This is a genomic window from Ensifer sp. R1-3 (genome assembly GCF_056739175.1).
Map to the genome: position 1 here is coordinate 2,477,547 of NZ_CP096515.1, position 19,585 is coordinate 2,497,131.

Annotated in this window: 22 protein-coding genes and 2 pseudogenes; 13 read left to right on the forward strand and 11 right to left on the reverse strand. The window is 64.1% G+C overall.

Annotation, left to right across the window (positions count from 1 at the left end; all coding sequences use genetic code 11):
- Positions 1–89: 89 nt before the first annotated feature.
- Entirely contained in the window at positions 90–1,652 is a 1,563-nt protein-coding gene (gene guaA, locus M1D43_RS11930; RefSeq protein ID WP_010968497.1) for a glutamine-hydrolyzing GMP synthase, read from the forward strand.
- 29 nt (positions 1,653–1,681) lie between these two features.
- Here the strand turns inward: guaA and M1D43_RS11935 are convergent, their stop codons facing one another.
- The 3 genes and pseudogenes from M1D43_RS11935 to M1D43_RS11945 all read right to left on the reverse strand — a co-directional run.
- Entirely contained in the window at positions 1,682–2,107 is a 426-nt protein-coding gene (locus M1D43_RS11935) for a type II toxin-antitoxin system VapC family toxin (RefSeq protein WP_003529815.1), read from the reverse strand.
- Positions 2,107–2,349 carry a type II toxin-antitoxin system Phd/YefM family antitoxin gene (locus M1D43_RS11940; protein ID WP_010968496.1) on the reverse strand — a complete coding sequence of 81 codons (243 nt, stop codon included), beginning with the start codon at positions 2,347–2,349 and terminating at the stop codon, positions 2,107–2,109. The genes M1D43_RS11935 and M1D43_RS11940 overlap by 1 nt, the downstream gene beginning before the upstream one ends.
- Positions 2,350–2,395: 46 nt before the next feature.
- Positions 2,396–2,587: pseudogene (locus M1D43_RS11945) on the reverse strand (VirB8/TrbF family protein); the annotation flags it as partial.
- Between the two features lie 103 nt (positions 2,588–2,690).
- On the opposite strand from M1D43_RS11945, the pseudogene M1D43_RS11950 reads away from it, so the two are divergent.
- The 6 genes and pseudogenes from M1D43_RS11950 (at position 2,691) to ybaK (ending at position 6,958) form a co-directional block, all read left to right on the forward strand.
- A pseudogene (locus M1D43_RS11950) lies at positions 2,691–2,916 on the forward strand (hypothetical protein).
- Positions 2,917–2,920: 4 nt separating this feature from the next.
- Positions 2,921–3,508, forward strand: a complete 588-nt coding sequence (locus tag M1D43_RS11955) for a hypothetical protein (protein WP_028011540.1) — start codon at positions 2,921–2,923, stop codon at positions 3,506–3,508.
- 97 nt (positions 3,509–3,605) lie between these two features.
- The gene (locus tag M1D43_RS11960) at positions 3,606–4,667 is read left to right on the forward strand and encodes a succinylglutamate desuccinylase/aspartoacylase family protein (RefSeq protein ID WP_318853518.1); all 1,062 of its coding nucleotides are present in this window, start codon (positions 3,606–3,608) and stop codon (positions 4,665–4,667) included.
- Positions 4,668–4,764: 97 nt separating this feature from the next.
- Positions 4,765–5,934, forward strand: a complete 1,170-nt coding sequence (tatA, locus tag M1D43_RS11965) for a tyrosine aminotransferase (protein WP_153314280.1) — start codon at positions 4,765–4,767, stop codon at positions 5,932–5,934.
- Positions 5,935–6,130: 196 nt separating this feature from the next.
- Positions 6,131–6,481 carry an ArsC family reductase gene (locus M1D43_RS11970; RefSeq protein ID WP_153314276.1) on the forward strand — a complete coding sequence of 117 codons (351 nt, stop codon included), beginning with the start codon at positions 6,131–6,133 and terminating at the stop codon, positions 6,479–6,481.
- A 3-nt stretch (positions 6,482–6,484) separates the two neighbouring features.
- On the forward strand, positions 6,485–6,958 hold the full coding sequence (gene ybaK / locus M1D43_RS11975) for a Cys-tRNA(Pro) deacylase (protein WP_004435416.1): 474 nt from the start codon (positions 6,485–6,487) through the stop codon (positions 6,956–6,958).
- A 137-nt stretch (positions 6,959–7,095) separates the two neighbouring features.
- On the opposite strand, the gene M1D43_RS11980 is transcribed toward ybaK, so the two are convergent.
- Positions 7,096–7,548, reverse strand: coding sequence for a MarR family winged helix-turn-helix transcriptional regulator (locus M1D43_RS11980; RefSeq protein WP_164819204.1), 453 nt, complete (start codon positions 7,546–7,548; stop codon positions 7,096–7,098).
- An 80-nt stretch (positions 7,549–7,628) separates the two neighbouring features.
- Here M1D43_RS11980 and M1D43_RS11985 point away from each other — a divergent pair, with 80 nt between their 5' ends.
- Both M1D43_RS11985 and M1D43_RS11990 read left to right on the forward strand, forming a co-directional pair.
- A complete protein-coding gene (locus M1D43_RS11985) occupies positions 7,629–8,315 on the forward strand; it encodes a glutathione S-transferase family protein (RefSeq protein ID WP_153314274.1) in 687 nt (228 codons plus the stop codon).
- Between the two features lie 68 nt (positions 8,316–8,383).
- Positions 8,384–9,640, forward strand: a complete 1,257-nt coding sequence (locus M1D43_RS11990) for an aminopeptidase (RefSeq protein ID WP_153314272.1) — start codon at positions 8,384–8,386, stop codon at positions 9,638–9,640.
- Between the two features lie 240 nt (positions 9,641–9,880).
- On the opposite strand, the gene M1D43_RS11995 is transcribed toward M1D43_RS11990, so the two are convergent.
- The gene (locus M1D43_RS11995; RefSeq protein ID WP_027990461.1) at positions 9,881–10,753 is read right to left on the reverse strand and encodes an EamA family transporter; all 873 of its coding nucleotides are present in this window, start codon (positions 10,751–10,753) and stop codon (positions 9,881–9,883) included.
- Positions 10,754–10,866: 113 nt separating this feature from the next.
- On the opposite strand from M1D43_RS11995, the gene M1D43_RS12000 reads away from it, so the two are divergent.
- Positions 10,867–11,361, forward strand: a complete 495-nt coding sequence (locus tag M1D43_RS12000; RefSeq protein WP_010968485.1) for a MarR family winged helix-turn-helix transcriptional regulator — start codon at positions 10,867–10,869, stop codon at positions 11,359–11,361.
- An 8-nt stretch (positions 11,362–11,369) separates the two neighbouring features.
- On the opposite strand, the gene M1D43_RS12005 is transcribed toward M1D43_RS12000, so the two are convergent.
- From M1D43_RS12005 to M1D43_RS12015, 3 genes are all read right to left on the reverse strand, one after another.
- Positions 11,370–11,960: an NAD(P)H-dependent oxidoreductase gene (locus M1D43_RS12005; RefSeq protein WP_153314270.1), complete on the reverse strand. Its 591-nt coding sequence runs from the start codon at positions 11,958–11,960 to the stop codon at positions 11,370–11,372.
- Positions 11,960–13,540, reverse strand: a complete 1,581-nt coding sequence (gene xseA / locus M1D43_RS12010; RefSeq protein ID WP_153314268.1) for an exodeoxyribonuclease VII large subunit — start codon at positions 13,538–13,540, stop codon at positions 11,960–11,962. Before xseA ends, M1D43_RS12005 begins: the two co-directional genes overlap by 1 nt.
- Positions 13,541–13,658: 118 nt before the next feature.
- Positions 13,659–14,450 carry a helix-turn-helix domain-containing protein gene (locus M1D43_RS12015; protein WP_153314266.1) on the reverse strand — a complete coding sequence of 264 codons (792 nt, stop codon included), beginning with the start codon at positions 14,448–14,450 and terminating at the stop codon, positions 13,659–13,661.
- A 127-nt stretch (positions 14,451–14,577) separates the two neighbouring features.
- Between M1D43_RS12015 and M1D43_RS12020 the strand changes: the two genes are divergently transcribed.
- Complete coding sequence (locus tag M1D43_RS12020) at positions 14,578–14,988, forward strand: hypothetical protein (protein ID WP_010968481.1); 411 nt, start codon at positions 14,578–14,580, stop codon at positions 14,986–14,988.
- Between the two features lie 48 nt (positions 14,989–15,036).
- Here the strand turns inward: M1D43_RS12020 and M1D43_RS12025 are convergent, their stop codons facing one another.
- Entirely contained in the window at positions 15,037–16,023 is a 987-nt protein-coding gene (locus tag M1D43_RS12025) for a Gfo/Idh/MocA family protein (RefSeq protein WP_004435452.1), read from the reverse strand.
- Positions 16,024–16,238: 215 nt separating this feature from the next.
- Between M1D43_RS12025 and M1D43_RS12030 the strand changes: the two genes are divergently transcribed.
- Positions 16,239–17,189: an aldo/keto reductase gene (locus tag M1D43_RS12030; protein ID WP_027990458.1), complete on the forward strand. Its 951-nt coding sequence runs from the start codon at positions 16,239–16,241 to the stop codon at positions 17,187–17,189.
- Between the two features lie 78 nt (positions 17,190–17,267).
- Here M1D43_RS12030 and M1D43_RS12035 read toward each other — a convergent pair whose 3' ends face one another.
- A complete protein-coding gene (locus M1D43_RS12035) occupies positions 17,268–17,942 on the reverse strand; it encodes a hypothetical protein (protein ID WP_033048670.1) in 675 nt (224 codons plus the stop codon).
- A gap of 140 nt (positions 17,943–18,082) precedes the next feature.
- Complete coding sequence (locus M1D43_RS12040) at positions 18,083–18,853, reverse strand: SDR family oxidoreductase (RefSeq protein WP_153314264.1); 771 nt, start codon at positions 18,851–18,853, stop codon at positions 18,083–18,085.
- Positions 18,854–19,073: 220 nt separating this feature from the next.
- On the opposite strand from M1D43_RS12040, the gene M1D43_RS12045 reads away from it, so the two are divergent.
- A complete protein-coding gene (locus tag M1D43_RS12045; protein ID WP_004435461.1) occupies positions 19,074–19,565 on the forward strand; it encodes a YciE/YciF ferroxidase family protein in 492 nt (163 codons plus the stop codon).
- The last annotated feature ends 20 nt before the right edge of the window (positions 19,566–19,585 follow it).

The window sequence follows — 19,585 nt, forward strand, 5'->3', positions numbered from 1 at the left end:
CTTGATTGTCCGGGTGCAATGTTATCGTTGCGCCGGCAGCGGGCTTTCATTAAAGGCTCGCCATGATCAAGCTTGCTTGAAGGCCCGCTATGACCCAGACAGCCCATCCCGATACCGTCCTCATCGTCGATTTCGGCAGCCAGGTGACGCAGCTCATCGCCCGGCGCGTGCGCGAATCCGGCGTCTATTGCGAGATCGTGCCGTTCCAGTCGGCCGAGGAAGGCTTCCATCGTCTGAAGCCGAAGGCGGTGATCCTGTCCGGCAGCCCGGCCTCGACGCTGGATACCGGCTCGCCCCGCGCGCCGTCCGTCATCTTCGACAGCGGCCTGCCGGTCTTCGGCATCTGCTACGGCCAGCAGACCATGTGCGCCCAGCTCGGCGGCAAGGTCGAGAGCGGCCATCACCGGGAATTCGGCCGGGCCTTCCTCGAGGTCGAAAAGGATTGCCCGCTCTTCGACGGCCTCTGGTCGCTCGGTTCGCGCCACCAGGTGTGGATGTCGCATGGCGACCGGGTTACCGCATTGCCCGAGGGCTTCGAAGTCGTCGCCACCTCGTCCAATGCGCCCTTCGCCTTCATCGCCGATGAAAAGCGCAAGTACTATGCCGTCCAGTTCCACCCGGAAGTGGTGCATACGCCTGACGGCGCGAAGCTCATCGCCAACTTCGTCCACAAGATCGCCGGCATTACCGGCGATTGGACCATGTCGGCCTATCGCGCCAAGGCGGTCGAGGCGATCCGCAAGCAGGTCGGCGACAAGAAGGTGATCTGCGCGCTTTCCGGCGGCGTCGATTCATCCGTGGCGGCCCTCCTCATCCACGAAGCGGTCGGGGATCAGCTTACCTGCATCCTCGTCGACCATGGTCTGATGCGCAAGGACGAGGCGGCGAACGTCGTCGCCATGTTCAAGGAGCACTATAACCTCCATCTGCTCCATATCGACGCTTCCGATCGCTTCATCGGCGAGCTCGAAGGCGTCAGCGATCCGGAGACCAAACGCAAGATCATCGGCCGTCTCTTCATCGAGGTCTTCGAGGAAGAGGCCAAGAAGCTCGGCGGCGCCGATTTCCTCGCCCAGGGCACGCTCTATCCTGACGTCATCGAAAGCGTCTCCTTCACCGGCGGCCCCTCGGTGACGATCAAGTCGCACCACAATGTCGGCGGCCTGCCGGAGCGCATGAACATGCAGCTCGTCGAGCCGCTGCGCGAGCTCTTCAAGGACGAAGTCCGGGTGCTCGGCCGCGAACTCGGCCTGCCCGAAAGCTTCATCGGCCGCCATCCCTTCCCCGGCCCCGGCCTCGCGATCCGCTGCCCCGGCGGCATCACGCGCGAGAAGCTGGAAATCCTGCGCGAAGCCGATGCGATCTATCTCGACGAGATCCGCAAGGCCGGCCTCTACGACGCCATCTGGCAGGCCTTCGCCGTGCTGCTTCCCGTGCAGACGGTCGGCGTCATGGGCGACGGGCGCACCTACGAATTCGTCTGCGCGCTGCGCGCCGTCACCTCCGTCGACGGCATGACCGCGGATTTCTACCACTACGACATGGAATTCCTCGGCCGCGCCGCCACCCGCATCATCAACGAGGTCCGCGGCATCAACCGCGTCGTCTACGACGTCACGTCGAAGCCGCCGGGCACGATCGAGTGGGAGTGAGATAAGAGGCTCCCGGCAGTCAGTCGCGATCAAACCATAAGTCGCGTCGGAACGCCGAGCGCTGGCCCCGCCTCGGCAAGTCGACGATCGAGTGTGTGAACCGTAGCGCCATGCTCCGACGCCACGGCAAGATGCAGCGCATCGCCGGCGCGAAGCCCGAGCATGTGTTGATCGGCGAACTTGGCGGCAGCCCGAAACTGTCCGCCCGTCACGGACAGCACGGTCAAGCTCTCGGCGACCAGCTTGTTGAATATCGCAAGCGCCGCGGCGCGCTGCTCCAGGTCGATCTGGCCGGTCCGCAGCTTGATCGCCATGGCCGAGGAAACCTCAGTGACGGTCCAGTCGCTTATCAGCAGTTCAGCCGGATCCTGCTCCGCCAGCCAGCCCTGGACACGCGGCGTCATCGCTTCGTTGGAAAGGGCCGCGACAATCATCGACGTGTCCAGATAGAGCATCAGTAGCGATCGTCATCCCGCATCGAACGCACCAGATCGGCGGCGCTGCCGGACTGTAGCGGCATGGTCGCCGTAAGCGACTGGAGCAGGGCTGCATCGATCCGCTTGCGCGGCCTGGCCACGGCCGTAAGCCGGGCGACAGGCTTTCCGCGCCGGGTGATTTCGATCGAATCCCCCGCCTCGACCCGATCGACAAGCTCACTCAGATGTGCCTTGGCATCCGCCAGATTGACTGCGTCCACGTCACCCTCCTGACCATGTAGATAGTCATATAGCGTGCTGACTTTAAGAATTCCAGTGAATGTCGCCGCCAGCGACGCGGAAACTATCGGCGAAGCGCGAATGACGCTGGTAACGTCCACGGCGATCTGCTGCTTGGCCGACCTTGGTGAAGGGATCGTTGGTGCGGGCGTAGTCGTTGAGCGCGCCCGCGCCGCGATCGAGGCGGACTTCCGCTGCCAGCAGCGCACTTTTCCTCATCCAGCTCTTAGCAGATCTTCGCTGAGGATATCCGTGCGACGGCCATTGTCTCGGAAACGCTACTATATAGTCTGGCTTCGCCGATGCCGCCGGAGAGGAGCCCATGGCAAAGCAGGAATGGAAATGGGTGAGGGTGAAAGCGCTATCCGATAACGACAAAGCCGACATCGCCACCGCATGCGAACGGTTCATCGCCGAGACACGAGGAAGCCGCTCGATTGCTCGCGCGCATCGGCGGCTTGCGTGGCGCGGCCGAGCAAGCCATCTATGTGGAATCGCTGAAGACGCGCTGCGGTCGCAAGCGCAATTTCATGAAGCTCTTAGGGTGAACCCGTGCGGCGCTCCGAGATAGACAGCCAGAATCGATATCTTCTCAAGCTGCAGCATGATTATCGACTGGCGGCGGATATCGTCGCCCGCGCGTGGGCCGAGTTCCCTGAAGTTCAGGCGATCGCCGTCATCGGCTCGGTCGCAAAGCCGCTCTGGAAGGAGGTCCCTCGCTTCAGGGAGTTCCGCCGCAGCGGCATCGAGGTCTGGCACGAATGCGGTGATCTCGACATGGCGCTCTGGCTCGACACGCAAGAGCGGCTCGCCGAGCTGCGCAAGGCATGCGCCCGCTCCTTGCGCCAGGCATTCGAAGCCGGAGCCGGTATGAGTGTTCCGGACAACAGGGTCGATACCTTTTTGTTCGAGCCGGGAAGCGATCGCTATCTCGGTCGCCTCTGCCGCTACAACGAGTGTCCCAAGGGCAAACGCGATTGCTTCACGCCCGGTTGCGGTGCGGTTCCTTTCAACCAGATCATCCCCGGATTTGCGCCCCGGGCCGATCTGCTGGCGCCGGCGCGATATGCGATGCTCTACAAGCGCGGCGTCGGCGTGCTGCGCTCGGCTCTCGACCTTCCGACGGTCGAAGAGGATTGAGATCGGCGGCAGCTACGGCCTACAGCCGTTGTCGGGGCTTGCAAGACGACGATGCCAAGCCTCATAACCGGTTTTCCGAATTTGAGGACGAGACGAAGTGGACATTTCCGAGATCATCATCGACGGCGATACCCCGGGTGTCGAATGGAGGCTGCCGGTGTTCCGGTTCAAGGGGGCAAGTGCTGCGGCGCCGCGCACCTATATCCAGGCGGCGCTGCATGCCAACGAACTGCCGGGCACCGCGCTTCTGCATTTCCTGCTTGAGAAGCTCCGCCAGGCGGATGAGGACGGCGCTATTCTCGGCGATATCACCATCGTTCCGCAGGCAAATCCGATCGGCGCCGCGCAAGCGCATTTCGGCGAGCTGCAGGGCCGCTTCGATCTCGGCTCGCGCACCAACTTCAACCGCGACTTCCCGCTGATCTCCCTTGGCGAGCGTGACGGCCTGCTCGATGAGCCGGACCGATATTCGGCCATCGATCGATTGAAGCGGCACCTTCTCGACATGGCGCTCGGCGCCGAGCTGGTGCTCGATCTTCATTGCGACGACGAGGGGCTGCAATATGCCTATATCGACGAGGCCTTCTGGCCGGAGGCCGCCGACCTTGCCGCGGCCCTCGATATGGAGGCGGTGTTCCTCTCCGACGGGCAAAGCTCAGCCTTCGAGGAGGCGGTCGCCCATGCATGGAAGCACGAGAGCGAAGGCGAGCGCAGGACCGCCCTGCCCGGCCGCCTGTCGGTGACCGTGGAACTGCGCGGCACGCGCGACGTCTATCCGGACATTGCGCGCAAGGACTCCGAGGGCATGTTTCGCTTTCTTGCCGGCCGCGGAGTCGTTGCGAGCACCGGCGCCGGCCTTCCGGCTTTCGCCGGCAAGGCCGTGCCGCTCGACAATATCGAGATGATCCGCGCACCGGAGGCCGGTGCTATCCTCTTCCACCGCAATATCGGCGACAGCGTCGAGGCCGGGGAACTGCTGGCGACCATCCTGGTCAGGCCCGGCGTTCCGGGGGGCACCGTCGAGGTCCGGGCGCCGCAGAATGGGCTCATCGTCACGCGCGTCTCCACCCGTCTCGCCCGCCGCCGGTCCGACCTGATGAAGATCGCCTGCGCCGAGCCTTCGCGTGCGGCGCGAAAGCCGGGGACGCTGGAGGCCTGAGGCTGTCGTTTCGACCGGTCGCGGCGCGGAACCCGCTTGCCTTTCCGGCTGGGGGAAACGACTATGATCCGATCCACTGCTCCACAAGGAATACCGGATGTTCGACGCCCTCGCCCGCCAAGCCGACGATCCCTTGCTGGCCCTGATCGGCCTGTTCAGGAAGGATGAGCGCCCCGGAAAGGTCGATCTCGGCGTCGGAGTCTATCGCGACGAGACCGGACGCACGCCGATCTTCCGGGCCGTCAAGGCGGCGGAAAAGCGGCTTCTCGAAACACAGGACAGCAAGGCCTATATCGGCCCCGAAGGGGACCTCGTCTTTCTCGATCGGCTCTGGGAACTCGTCGGCGGCGACACGATCGAGCGGAGCCATGTTGCGGGCGTCCAGACGCCCGGCGGCTCCGGCGCGCTCCGTTTGGCGGCGGACCTCATCGCGCGCATGGGCGGCCGAGGCATCTGGCTCGGGCTGCCGAGCTGGCCGAACCACGCGCCGATCTTCAAGGCGGCCGGGCTCGATATCGCCACCTACGACTTCTTCGACATTCCGTCGCAGTCGGTCATCTTCGATAACCTGGTGAGCGCGCTGGAAGGTGCTGCGCCCGGCGATGCGGTGCTGCTGCATGCAAGCTGCCACAACCCGACCGGCGGAGTCCTGAGCGAAGCGCAATGGATGGAGATCGCCGCGCTGGTGGCCGAGCGCGGCCTGCTGCCGCTCGTCGATCTCGCCTATCAGGGGTTCGGCCGCGGCCTCGACCAGGATGTCGCGGGCCTCCGGCATCTTCTCGGCGTGGTCCCGGAAGCGCTCGTCGCGGTTTCCTGCTCGAAGTCCTTCGGGCTTTATCGCGAGCGCACGGGCGCGATCTTCGCGCGGACCAGCTCGTCTGCCTCGGCGGACAGGGTGCGCTCAAACCTCGCGGGCCTCGCCCGCACCAGCTATTCCATGCCGCCGGATCACGGCGCAGCCGTCGTGCGGACGATCCTTGACGACCCGGAACTCAGGCGCGACTGGGCGGAGGAGCTCGAGACGATGCGGCTCAGGATGACGGGCCTCCGGCGGTCGCTTGCCGAGGGACTCCGCACCCGCTGGCAGAGCCTCGACGCAGTCGCCGATCAGGAGGGCATGTTCTCCATGCTGCCGCTTTCCGAAGCGGAGGTAATGCGGCTCAGGACCGAGCACGGCATCTATATGCCGGCATCCGGCCGCATCAACATCGCCGGGCTGAAGACGGCGGAAGCCGCCGAGGTTGCCGGCAAGGTCACCAGTCTCTGATCTCTAGATCATGATGCTTTTAGGCCGGGTCGACCTAAAAGCATGAACGTGACCGGTTCCGATAGGTTCGAGCGGGATGCGGGCGGAAAACCGCACACACTTTTCCTCATCCCGCTCCTGTCCTGTCTCCAGGCCTTTTCCGACGCGCGGCGCCCGGCTATGTCTTCCCGCATCTGGAAGAGCGGGAAGATTCGGCATGACGGTTACGATCTACGGCATCAAGAACTGCGACACGATGAAGAAGGCCCGGAACTGGCTCGACAGCCGCGGCACTTCCTACGATTTCCAAGACTACAAGGCGGAAGGCGTCGATCGTGCGCGACTCGAGCGCTGGTGCGCCGAACTCGGTTGGGAGACGCTACTCAACCGCTCGGGCACCACCTTCCGTAAGCTGGATGAGGCCGACAAGCGGGACCTGACGGCCGACAAGGCGATCGCGCTGATGCTCGAGCAGCCGTCGATGATCAAGCGCCCGGTGCTCGAGGCCCACGGCAAGCTGCTCGTCGGCTTCAAGCCGGAACTCTACGAAGCCGAATTCGGGGCGTAGACCATGTCGAAGACAACCCGGGCGACGCAGGCCCTCGCAAAGGCCGGCGTCATTTTCACCGTTCACAGCTATGACTACGATCCCGGCGCCGAACGCGTCGGACTGCAGGCGGCGGAGGCGCTCGGCGAGGACCCTTCCCGTGTGCTGAAGACGCTGATGGCCGAGGTGGACGGCAAGCCGGTCTGCTGCATCGTGCCTTCGGACCGGGAGGTGAGCATGAAGAAGCTCGCCGCAGCCTTCGGCGGCAAGTCGGCGAGCATGATGAAACCGGCGGACGCCGAGCGGCTCACCGGCTATCACGTCGGCGGCATCAGCCCTTTCGGGCAAAGAAAGACGGTCCCGACTGCGATAGAGGAAGCGGCTCTTGCCGAAGCGCTGGTTTTCATCAATGGCGGGCAGCGCGGCCTGCAGGTGCGGCTTGCGCCCAAGGATGCGCAAGCCGCATTGCGTGCGGTTGCCGCATCTCTGATCGCCTGATTTCTTTAAAAAGGACGAGTGCGGGATGAGGAAAAGTGTGTGCGGTTTTCCGCCCGCATCCCGCGTCTCAACTTCTTGGAATCGATCGCGGTCACGTCTTTAGGTCGACCCGACCTAAAGACATCGTGATCTGGGTGTCAGCCGAGCCTTGAAAGCAGAGAGGCAAGCGCGCCTGCCTCTTCTTCGCCGAGCTTTGCGCCGACGTGACGCGCGATCGACGGCCCATAGGTCTGCCACATGCGCTCCCGCATCGCACGGCCCTTCCCAGTGACGACGACCCAGCAGCCGCGCGCGTCCTCGTCGAATGCCTCTCGCTGCACGAGGCCTTCCTTCTCCAGCCGGTCGATCAGGCGGGACAGGTTGTATTGGGCAAGCAGCGTGCGGGCTTCGATCTCGAAGGGGCGCAAACGGCCGCCTTCGGCCTTCACGAGCTCCCACAGCACGTCGTACCAGCCAAGCGGCGGCAGGCCCGCCGCCTTGAAGTCCCTTTCGATGGCCGAAAGCGCGCGTCGCTGCGCCCGCATCAGACCGATCCATGCCCCCGTCGCGGCCGCGGTCGGCTCGCTGCTATCCGTCCTTTTCACGCTCATAGATGCAATTACATCTATATTGACGCGTTTGGCAAGCTGCGTTATATGCAGATGCATCTAAATACAGACAGGAGACGACCATGACGGCGCAGCTCACCCTGATCAGCCACCATCTCTGCCCCTATGTGCAACGCGCTGCGATCGCGCTGCACGAAAAAGGCGTACCCTTCGAGCGCGTCGATATCGATCTCGCCAACAAGCCCGACTGGTTCCTGAATATCTCGCCTCTCGGCAAGGTGCCGCTGCTCCGCATTTCACAGGATCGCGGCGAAGCGATCCTCTTCGAGAGCACTGTCATCTGCGAATATCTGGAGGAAACACAGTCCGGACCGAAGCTGCACCCCGCCGATCCGCTGGCGCGGGCACGCCATCGCGGCTGGATGGAGTTCGGCTCCGCAATCCTCTCCGACCTCTGGGTCTACGAAACAACGCAGGACGCAGGCACGCTCGAAGCCAAGCGAAACGTGCTCAAGACGAAATTCGCGACCGTCGAGGCGGAGCTCGGCGGCGGTCCCTATTTTGCAGGCGGCGCCTTCAGCCTTGTCGACGCGGTCTTCGCACCGATCTTCCGCTATTTCGACGTGTTCGACACGATTTCCGACAGCGGCGTCTTTCAGGGCCTGCCGCGCGTCACCGCCTGGCGCGAGGCGCTGGCCGGGAGGCCGAGCGTGAAAGCCGCGGTCGGCGAGGACTACCCGCAGCGGCTGATGGCCTTCCTCGAGAAGCACGAGGCAGCGCTGCTCAAGACGGAAAGGGTGGCTGCCTGAAGGAGCTTCTGTTTTCGGCGGAACCGGTCTAAAACCGCTGACATCCGAAAAGACGCGCAGGAGCCGCCATGAACGCCCCACTCCAATCCGCAAAGAACCCCGTCGATCCGGTCAAGCTCGAAAAGCTCGCCGAGGTCGCCATCAAGGTCGGTCTGCAATTGCAGAAGGGCCAGGACCTGGTCATGACCGCGCCGATCGCGGCGCTGCCGCTCGTGCGCCTCATCACCAAGCACGCCTATATGGCAGGCGCCGGACTGGTGACGACCTTCTATGCCGACGAGGAAGCGACGCTTGCCCGCTATGCCCATGCGCCGGACGAGAGTTTCGACCGCGCCAGCGACTGGCTTTACGAGGGCATGGCCAAGGCCTATGCGGGAGGTGCTGCGCGCCTCGCCATCGCCGGCGACAACCCGATGCTGCTTTCGGCTCAGGATCCGGCGAAGGTCGCCCGCGCCAACAAGGCGAACTCGATCGCCTACAAGCCGGCGCTCGAGAAGATCTCCAACTTCGACATCAACTGGAACATCGTCTCCTATCCGAACCCCTCCTGGGCGAAGCAGATGTTCCCTGACGATCCCGAGGCGGTTGCCGTGGAAAAGCTGGCAAATGCCATCTTCGCCGCCTCGCGCGTCGACGTCGGCGATCCGATCGCCGCCTGGAAAGAGCACAATGCCAATCTGCACCGCCGTTCGGCCTGGCTGAACGAGGAGCGCTTCGCCGCGCTGCATTTCACCGGCCCCGGCACCGACCTCACCGTCGGGCTGGCGGACGGCCACGAATGGCATGGCGGCGCCTCGGTCGCCAAGAACGGCATCACCTGCAATCCGAACATCCCGACGGAAGAGGTCTTCACTACGCCGCATGCGCTGCGCGTCGAAGGCCATGTGTCGAGCACGAAGCCGCTCTCCCATCAGGGCACGCTGATCGACAATATCCAGGTGCGCTTCGAAGCCGGCCGCATCGTCGAGGCCAGGGCGTCACGCGGCGAGGAGGTGCTGAACAAGGTGCTCGACACCGACGAGGGCGCCCGAAGGCTCGGCGAAGTGGCGCTGGTGCCCCATTCCTCTCCGATCTCGGCCAGCGGCATCCTCTTCTACAACACCCTCTTCGACGAGAACGCCTCCTGCCACATCGCGCTCGGCCAGTGCTATTCGAAGTGCTTCCTCGACGGGGCGAGCCTCAGCCAGGAGCAGATCCGCGCCCAGGGCGGCAATTCGAGCCTGATCCATATCGACTGGATGGTCGGCTCGGGCGAGGTGGACATCGACGGGGTTCGTGCGGACGGCGCCCGTGTGCCCGTCATGCGCAAAGGCGAGTGGGCCTGACACTGCGGGCCCGATGAGCCCCTCAACCGCCTGCCGGCAACCTTCTCCCCGCAGGCGGGGAGAAGGGACAAGCGGCCCCAACTGAACCCCGTACTCACCGCCCCGCCCGAGGGAGCGAACGGGCGCGGCATATCCCTTCTTGCTTCCTTGTGTTGGTTACGCCGGCTTGTTGCCGCCAAGCGTGGAAGCGGTTCCCGCCAGAGGAGTATATGTCCCTACTAGCTCGCTCGGGGGAGAGGGTTAGGGGGCGGCTGCCGCGCGGCGAGCGGTCTGTGCGTACTGGCTCATCCACACGCTTGCGAAGACGGTTGCGATCCCAAGCACCTGCACCGCCGTCAGCTGCTGATCGAGCACGCCCCAGCCGATGAGGATCGCGACGACGGGGCTCAAGAAGCCGAGCGGCGAAACCTGGGAGGGTTCGAGCCGCGACAGCCCACGGAACCAGAGAAGGTAGGTGAAGGCGGTGCCGATCAGGCCGAGATAGGTAAAGCCCAAAATATTCGCGGCTGTGAGCGGTGGCAAAGAGGGTTCCAGCAGCAAGGTGACCGGCACCAGAAGCAGCCCGCCGGCCGCCAATTGCCAGGCGGTGAAGGTGAGCGGCGAGACCGGCGGCGTCCAGTGTCGGCTCAGCACGGTGCCGAAAGCCATGGAGACGGCGCCTGCCAAGCCGGCCGCGACGCCCACCGGATCCAGCGCCGCTTTTGGCGTCAGCACCAGGAGCGCGACCCCCGCCATGCCGGCAATGCCGGCAACGACGCTCAACGCCCGGGCCGGCGAGCCGAGAACGATGCGCGACAGGACGATCACGATCAGCGGCTGAATGGCTCCGACGGTTGCGGCTACACCGCCGGGCAGCCGGTAGGCGGATACGAAAAGCATCGTTTGAAAGAACGAGAAGTTGAGCGCGCCGAGCACGAAACTGCGCGCCAACCACACACCCGTCGGCATCTGCCGGACGACAAGCAGCAGCAGCAGTCCTGCCGGAAGCGCCCTCAGCATTGCGACCGTGACCGGGTAACCGGCCGGCAGGAATTCCGTTGTGACCAGATAGGTACTGCCCCATATGGCCGGCGCTATGGCCGTGAGCAGAATATCGGTGCTGCGCGTACCCATCTCTTCACCTCAAGAATCTTTAGATCAAGATAACTCTACTCCAATTTATCTTGACGTCAAGATACATGGAGGCTACGACTTCGGGAAGGTCGAAACGTTCACTCAGGCCGCTGATGCAGACGGATATGGATCACGTTGACAAAATCCTGGCGCAGTGGCGCAGAGAGCGGCCGGAGCTCGATGCGACAGCCATGGGTCTGCTCGGTCGACTGTCGCGGCTCCGGGCTCATCTCGCTCGTGAGGTAGAAAGCACCCTTGCCGATCACGGCTTGAACTCGGCGAGTTTCGACGTGCTCGCAACGCTGCGGCGCTCCGGTCCGCCCTTCCGGCTCTCGCCGGGCGATCTGCTGGGAACGACGATGGTCACCTCCGGCACGATGACCAACCGCATCGACCAGCTCGAGAAAGCCGGGCTGGTCGAACGCCTGGACAATCCGGAAGACCGGCGCGGTGTCCTCATCGCTCTGACACCGGAGGGTCTCAAGCGCGTGGACGCGGCGGTCACTGCCCATGTCGCCAACCAGCAGCGCCTCGTTGCGGGCCTCGAACCCGATGAACGGGAGGCACTGGACGCGCTACTCAGGAAATTCCTCGCGGTCTTCGAATAGGTCGCCGGTCAGATGCGGCTCACCAGAGCCCTCACACGCTCGATATGGCGCTTCCGCTTCGCCTCCGTCACCCGATCCATGTCGTGCAGAGTGATCATGCGGAAGTCGAGGCCCTTGCCGCAGAAGGCGGCGATGCCGCGCTTCAGCAGCCGCCGCACCGGATTTCCCATGTAGAGATGCACGACCCACCAGGGGGACCCGGTACTGGTCAGCGCCCAGAATAGCCTGATGTCGCCGAGGCGAGGAACGATACGGCCGCCTGCCGCATCATGGTCGAAAGCGACCCCGGGCGCGAAGACGCGATCGAAGAAGCCCTTGAGTATCGCCGGGAAATTGAACCACCATTGCGGAAAGACGAGCACGAGTCCGTCCGCAGCCCTCAGCCGCTCGATCCAGGGGGAGACCCCGGAGGCGTCGTAATCTTTATCGAAATAACTGCCCCGCTCGGCCACGGTCAGCCGCGGATCGAAGCCTTCGCGATAAAGGTCGAGCAGATCGACCGTATGGCCCCTGGCCTCGAGCGTTTCCCGGGCAATGCGGGCGACACTCGCAGCGAAGCTCTCCTCGAGCGGATGGGCGAGCACCATCAGGATATGCATCAGAAGAGGCTGCCCTGCTTCGTCGGCTCGCCGGAGCGTGCAGGCCGCTTCTTCGGCGACTGCGGCGCAGTGCCGTCCTCGCCGGCGACCGCCGCGATGCGGCCATCGGCGAATTCCAGCGAAAGCGCCATCCCGGGATGCACGGCAGCCGCCTGTTTAACCGGCTCGCCCGCGGCATCGCGCACCAGCGCGAAGCCGCGCTGCAGGACGCTGTGATAGGAGAGCGACTGCAGCACGCGGTCCTGTGCTGCCAGCGCGCTTTTCATCCTGCGCAGATCGGCGGCGATCGCCGCATCCCCACGCCTGCCCAGGCTGGAAACGCGATCCGATGCGCGATGAATCTGGCCGATCAGCCGCGACGGCAGAACGCGGAGCGAGGCATCGGCGGACGAAATGCGCTGAGCGCCACGTTGAACCTTACGCTCGACGATGCGCTCGGCCCGGTTGACGGCATCCAAGACGCGCTGACGGCGATCGACGATCCTTGCCGTCAGGAGCTCCGGCCGGAGATGGGCCGCATTGCGTTCGAAGCTTCGCCGCTTGTTGGCGGTGTTCATCTGCAGGCCGCGGCCGAGTCCGGCGGCCGCCTCGTCGAAGCGACGCCGAGGCAAGGCGAGCAATTGGTCGAGCGAGGGCAGCGCCCGCGCAAGCGAGCGCAGCGCCTGGCGGCGATTGTCCATCTGCCGCGCCGCGGCGCCCTTGAGCCGGGCTGCGAGACTGGCGAGCTGGGCCTCGAGATCGGCCTTCACCGGCACCGCCATTTCGGCCGCACCGGTCGGCGTCGGCGCCCGCTGGTCGGCCGCATGGTCGATCAGCGTCCAGTCCGTCTCGTGACCGACGGCCGAGATCAGAGGGATGGCGGAAGCCGCCGCGGCGCGCACCATCGCCTCGTCGTTGAAGCACCAGAGATCCTCGAGGCTGCCGCCGCCGCGCGCGACGATCAACACGTCTGGCCGGGGAATGGAGCCGCCCGGCCGCAGCGCGTTGAAACCCTCGATCGCCGCCACGATCTCCTCGCAGGCGCCGTCGCCCTGCACGCGCACCGGCCAGACGATGACATGGACCGGGAAACGGTCGGCAATGCGGTGCAGGATGTCGCGGATCACAGCTCCGGTCGGCGAGGTCACGACGCCGACGACCCTCGGCATGAAAGGCAGCGGCCGCTTGCGGCCCGCATCGAAAAGGCCCTCCGCCGCAAGCTTGCGCTTGCGTTCCTCGATAAGCGCCATCAGCGCCCCGGCACCGGCCGGCTCAAGCGAGTCGATGACGATCTGATATTTGGACGAGCCGGGGAAGGTCGTGACCCTGCCGGTCGCGATGACCTCCATCCCCTCCTCCGGCCGGAACTTCAGCCGCGCGAAGGTGGTCTTCCAGACGACCGCATCGATGCGGGCGCGATCGTCCTTCAAGGCGAAATAAGCGTGTCCCGAGGAATGCGGGCCGCGGTAGCCGGAAATCTCGCCCCGCACCCGGACATGCTCGAAGGCCTGCTCGACCGTGCGCTTGATCGAGCCGGACAATTCCGACACCGAATATTCGGCGACGTTGGAGGGAGATTCGGAATCAAAGAACGAAGTCATGCGTCACTTGTAGCCGACACCGCGGCGAAGATCAGCAGTGAGGCGTAGCTATCTGCGGATTTTCTGCATCGTTTCACTGTTTCATCGAACCAGCGAAACGATCTTCCGGACGGAAAACCTATTGGACGTCGCGCCCGCCCTGCCCGAAGAAGCGCCGGGTCGCGTCGTCGGCCGGAAAGAAGGATTCGATCAGAACGCCCTCAACAAGCGCGTCCTGAGTCGAGCCGAAGGTCGAGAGCGTCGTGATGAAGCTAAGCGCCGCGTCACCGAGGCGCAGCTCGATGGGCAGCACCGGCAAGCGGTCTGTCGCCGGGAAGTTCTCGATCGCCACCGCCACCGCCGGGTCGGCAACCAGCCTGTTCAGCCTGTGCTGCAAGGGGCTGCGCGGCCCCTGCAGCCACGCCTCCATGCGAACCCGCTGAACGAGATCGGCTGCGGCGGCTTCCCAATTGACCACGAGGCTGCGGACGCTCTCTGCACCGAGAAAGCCGTCGAGGAAGTTCTCCCCCGGCTTGAACGGAACGCCCGTGGCGTCGACGAGCGCCTGGAAAGCCGGATTGGTCAGCAGCACCGTATACTGGTGGTCGAAAACGAGGCCCGGATAGGGATCGTGCCGGTCGAGCATCAGCCGGATGGCATGGGCGACGGCCTGAGGCATTGCATCGAGCCCCGTTGCCGGCCGCGCCGCAACGCGCGGCCGGTAGCCCGCCGCGGTGAAGAGCGTGCCCTGTTCGCGCGCGGGGACGTCGAGAACCGAGGCGAGCCGCAGGATCATTCCCTCGGACGGCTTGGAGCGACCCGTCTCCAGAAACGATAGATGGCGCGCGGAAATGCCCGCCGCCATCGCGAGATCGAGTTGGCTCATGCGGCGATGTCCTCGCCATTCCTTCAGGCGGCTGCCGAATTCCATTGATATCTTCCCTGTTGCGGGGGGCAGCCTCGCCCGAACGCGGCACAAAATCCATTACCTCGGAGGTAATTGGTTTGATGACCGCTCAGGTCCAGCATCTGCCCATCGACAACCGATGGAGACAGACATGTTCGATCTTGCCACCCGCTCTCTTCTCAACAAGACGTTTCTCGCCGACGGCATCTTTTCGCTGATCGCCGGCTCGGCTCTCCTCGCGGCAGCGCAGCCGCTGGCGGCGGTCGTCAGCCCCGCCCTATCGCCTGCGGTGATCATGGCGCTCGGCGCCGGGCTCCTCGTCTGGGGCGCCTTCCACCTCGCCACGGCCAGAAAAGGAGGGCCGAGCGCCCTCGCAACACGGATCAGCATCACCGGAGACATCCTGTGGCAGGTCGGAAGCCTCGCCATTCTTGCGTCTGCCTATTCCGCCTTGACGGTCGCTGGAATGGCGCTGATCGTCGTTGCCATGGTCGGTGTCGCCGACTTCCTCTTCTTCAAGATGCGGGGCGCGTCTCAGGCGCGGCTGCTCCAGGCCGCATGAAAGGATAGGCCCGGCGCAACGTGCGCCGGGCCTATCCTTTAGCCGGCTTCAGACGGGCTCCCAGCCGTCTTTTTCGCTGGCGCGATAGATCGCGTCGATGAACATCTGGTTCAGGCGCGAGTTTTCCAGTGTCACCACGTCCTCCGCTTCACCTTTCGCAGCACGTGCGAAGGCCTCGGCCTCGAGCTTGTACTGACGCGCATCCTGGAAGCGGAAGAGCTGCGACTGGCCGTGGTTCTGGTTGGTCAGTTCCACCTCTTCCCGGCCGTAGCGATCGGCATTGAAGGGCGACTTCACCTCGATGTAGCCCTTGTCGCCGTGGAAGACCATGACCTGGCGGGCGGCGAGCTGTGTCGAGATATAGAAGCTCAGTTCGAAATCTCCGAAGTCGGCACGAACGCTCGAATAGACGTCGGTGCCGAATTCCGGATCGCGCTCGGTATTGGCCTGCACGCGCAGCGGCTCCTTGCCGGTCGAAAACCGGGTCGTGATTGCCGGATAGACGCCGATATCCGGCAGACCTCCGCCGCCGAGCGACGGGACGTTGCGCATGTTGCCGGGATCGCGGTTGTAATAGGTGAAGGCGCCCTGGACATGCCTGAGGCGCCCGATGGCACCTTCCGCGATGAGCGAGCGCACCTTCCGCCAGACGGGGCTGTAGGTCACCATATAGGCTTCCGAGATCAGCACCTTGTTGCGCTCGCGCGCCGCGATCACGGCGTCGATCTCTTCGGCCTTCAGCGCCAGCGGCTTCTCGCAAAGTACATGCTTGCCGGCATCCGCCGCCTTGATCGCCCATTCGACATGTTGCGACGTCGGCAGCGGGATATAGACGGCGTCGACCGTGTCGGAGGCGAGCATCTCCTCATAGGAGCCGAAAGCATGCGGCACGGAGAAACGGTCGGCCATGGCCCTCGCCTTGGCGAGATCGCGGCTCGCGATCGCCGTGACAACGCAGTTCTCGGCGTCCTGGATCGCGGGTACGACGAGCTCGCGGCCGATCTTGGCCGTCGACAAAATTCCGAAACGCAGCATGAGGCAAACTCCTTTTCGTGCGCGGCGCGAAGGACGCGCGACACTCCCCTGGGCACAAGCTGCGCGAGACTATCCCCGAGGTACGTACCTAGCAAGCCGTGGCGAGGTCAGAAAAACCACGAATGCAGGTGTCATTCGATGGCGAGCTGGCCTATGTTTTTGCCGCAATCCTCCCAATCGCAGCTTGTTTTCATCCAACCACATGGAGCGAAACCATGGAAATGCGCAGACTTGGCCGTACCGGCCTCTCGATTGCCCCGCTCGTCTTCGGCGGCAACGTCTTCGGCTGGACCGCGGATGAGAAAACATCGTTCTCGCTTCTCGACGCCTTTTTCGATGCGGGTTTCAATGCCGTCGACACCGCCGACGTCTATTCCTCCTGGGCACCGGGCAACAGAGGCGGCGAATCGGAAGCGATCATCGGAAAATGGCTGAAGCAATCCGGACGCTCGCGCGATAGCGCCGTCATCGTCACCAAGGTGGGTTCGGAACTCGGACCGGACCGCAAGGGCCTCTCGCGGCGCTGGATCATGCAGGCAGTCGAGGATTCACTGCGACGCCTGCAGACCGACTATATCGACCTCTATCTCTCCCACTGGCCGGACCCCGACATACCCTATGACGAGACGCTTGCCGCCTACGATACGCTTCTCTCCCAGGGCAAGCTGCGGGCGATCGGCGCATCGAATCTCGACGCGCAGCAGATGCGCGATGCTCTCGACGTTGCGGCGGGGAAGGATCTGCCCCGCTACGACGTGCTGCAGCCCGAATACAATCTCTACGACCGCGCTTCCTATGACGGTCCGCTGCGCAATCTCTGCATCGCCGAGGAGATCGGCGTCATCACCTATTTCAGCCTTGCGAGAGGCTTTCTTTCCGGCAAGTACCGCTCGCACAAGGATCTGGAGGGCTCCGCCCGCGGCGGCGGCGTCGAAAAATATCTCGACGGACGCGGCATGCGGATTCTCGGCGTCTTGGATGAAATCGCCGAGGAGACCGGCGCGAAACAGGCGGAGATCGCGCTCGCCTGGATCATCGCCCGCGAGGGCGTCACCGCACCCATCGCCAGCGCCACCAATCCCGACCAGCTGGCAAGCCTGGTGAGATCGGCGGAATTGGCGTTGCCGGAAGAGGCGATAAGGCGGCTGAACGAGGTGAGCGAATAGAGGGACGTTCTCGATTTTCCCGAAGAGGAAGGCCCCTCCCCGCAGGTGGGAGGGCTAGGCCGGCGGACCGGGCGGCATCTAAGCCCCTCCCCCTTGTGAGACCCTTGTGGGGAGGGGTTGGGGAGAGGCGAGTGCCCCGAACGCAATCGTCGGAAAGCCTTCGTAAAGATGCGCATGGCTGCCTTCGTGGTTGGCCATGCCGGGCTTGGTCAGCAGCCCGCGCGGCTCGGCATAGCTGCTGATTCTGCGCCGCGGCCTCTCGTGCCACTGGATGTTGAAGGCCCAGAGCTTGGGAAAGAAACAGAGCGAGGCGTAGGGAAGGTGGTCGTGAATCCACCACGCCAGGCTTTGCCAGCCGCCTTCGTGACGCTCCCGGTCCCAGACCCAGGGAATGGCGATGCAGGCGGTGGCCCCAATGCAGCCCTCCGCATCGCGCATGTCCCAGATATGGTCGGCTGCCGTTGCCGCATTGGTCGAGCAGTTGAGCCTGTTGGCGTTGCCGAAGGCGTTCACCGCGCGGTTTCGGTAGGCAGAGCGGATGTGCAGCCGACCGAAGGTCGCCTCGAGCGGCTCCAGAAGTTCCTCGCAGAGTTTCCGTCCGGCCTCGATCGCCAGTTCCGGATCGTCGGGGATATTCGGGATCCGGTAGAACTCCGCGATTTCGGAGTGAAGAAAATCGCGCAGGAAAAAGTTCTTCGAGAGGCGTACGCGCCCGAGGTCTTCGAGCGATTTCATCGACCCGGGTTTCTTCATGCTTCCCCCGCTTCAGAGCACTTCCAGGAAAAGTATGTAACGGTTTTCCGTCCGGAAGTGCGTTAGATCAAACGGTTAGAGCATTTCAGTGTTTCCCTGAAACAGTGAAATGCTCTAGCTCCTGTGCTCACGCTCTGCGCTCACGCCTTCGTCACCGAAGCGCCGCCGTCGGCCAGCAGCGCAGCGCCGGTCACGAAGCTAGCACCGTCCGAGGCGAGATAAAGCGCCGCTTCGGCGATTTCCTCGGGTCGCGCGATGCGCTTCAATGCATGCAGCCCTTCCACGAAACCGCGCGTCTCGGGCGCCGCTCCCGGCAGGTTCGCGAAATTGGCAGGCGTGTCGGTGCCGCCGGGCAGCAGCGCGTTCACGCGAATGCCGCGCGCGCCGAGTTCGACGGCCAGCGCCTGCACCAGCCCGATCAGCCCCGCCTTGCTCGCCGCATAGGGGGCGACCCCGGCAAAGCCGGCCGTGTGGCCGACGAAGCTCGAAGTGAAGGTGAGCGAACCGCCGCCCCGTGCCGCAATTGCCGGAACCTGATATTTCGCCGCCAGGAAGGCGCTCGTCAGATTGGTATCGAGCGTCTCGCGCCAGCCTTCTACGCTGAGCGACGATATCTCGCCCATCGCACCGAGCGCCCCGGCATTGTTGAAGGCGGTATCGAGACCGCCGAAGCGGCGCACCGCCAGTTCGACCAGCGCCTCATGCAGGGCTTCGTCGCCCACGTCGCCGGCAAGCGCTGCCGCCTCACCGCCCTTTCCGGCGATCTCGTCGGTAAGCTCCGCAAGTGCATTCCCGTTGCGGGCGGTGACGACGACCTTTGCCCCCTCGCGTGCAAAGAGCAGCGCCGCGGCGCGGCCGATACCTGAGCTTGCGCCGGTGACGATCGCGATTTTACCTTCCAGTCTCGACATGGTTCTTCTCCGTCCGATTGCGTTTACGGCGGGACCATTGCCGATGCGCCACGCTGCAACCACCCGATTTCCGCCTGAGGTGAAACGGACACCTATCCTGCAAGCGGCGGAATTGACCCGCGCCTCACGCGCTTTTTGCAGTCGCGAGGAACAAATCTTCGCCCTTTGCTGTTGATTGCGGGTCGAAGGCAACACGAAGCAGACGAGGAAGGAAACGGAAATGGCCAAAGAAAAGACGCTGGACGACCTCTTCCACGATACGCTCAAGGACATCTATTATGCCGAGCGGAAAATCCTGAAGGCTTTGCCGAAGATGGCACGCGCCGCCCAGGCCCCTGAGCTCAAGGCCGCGTTCGAGAAGCACAAGGAGCAGACCGAGACCCATGTGGAGCGGCTGCAGCAGGTATTCGAAATGATCGGCAAGCGCGCGCAGGGCAAGACCTGCGAGGCGATCGAAGGCATCGTCGCCGAGGGCGAGGAGATCATGGACGAATTCAAGGGCACCGCCGCGCTCGATGCGGGCCTCATCTCCGCCGCGCAAGCGGTCGAGCATTATGAAATCTCCCGCTACGGCACCCTGAAAACCTGGGCAAAGACCATCGGTCTCAAGGATGCAGTATCGCTGCTCGACGCGACTTTGAAGGAAGAAGTCGTCACCGACGAGGACCTGACGAAACTCGCGATGGCCCAAGTGAACAAGAAGGCCGCGTAAGCTGCCACGACGGCCGGCGC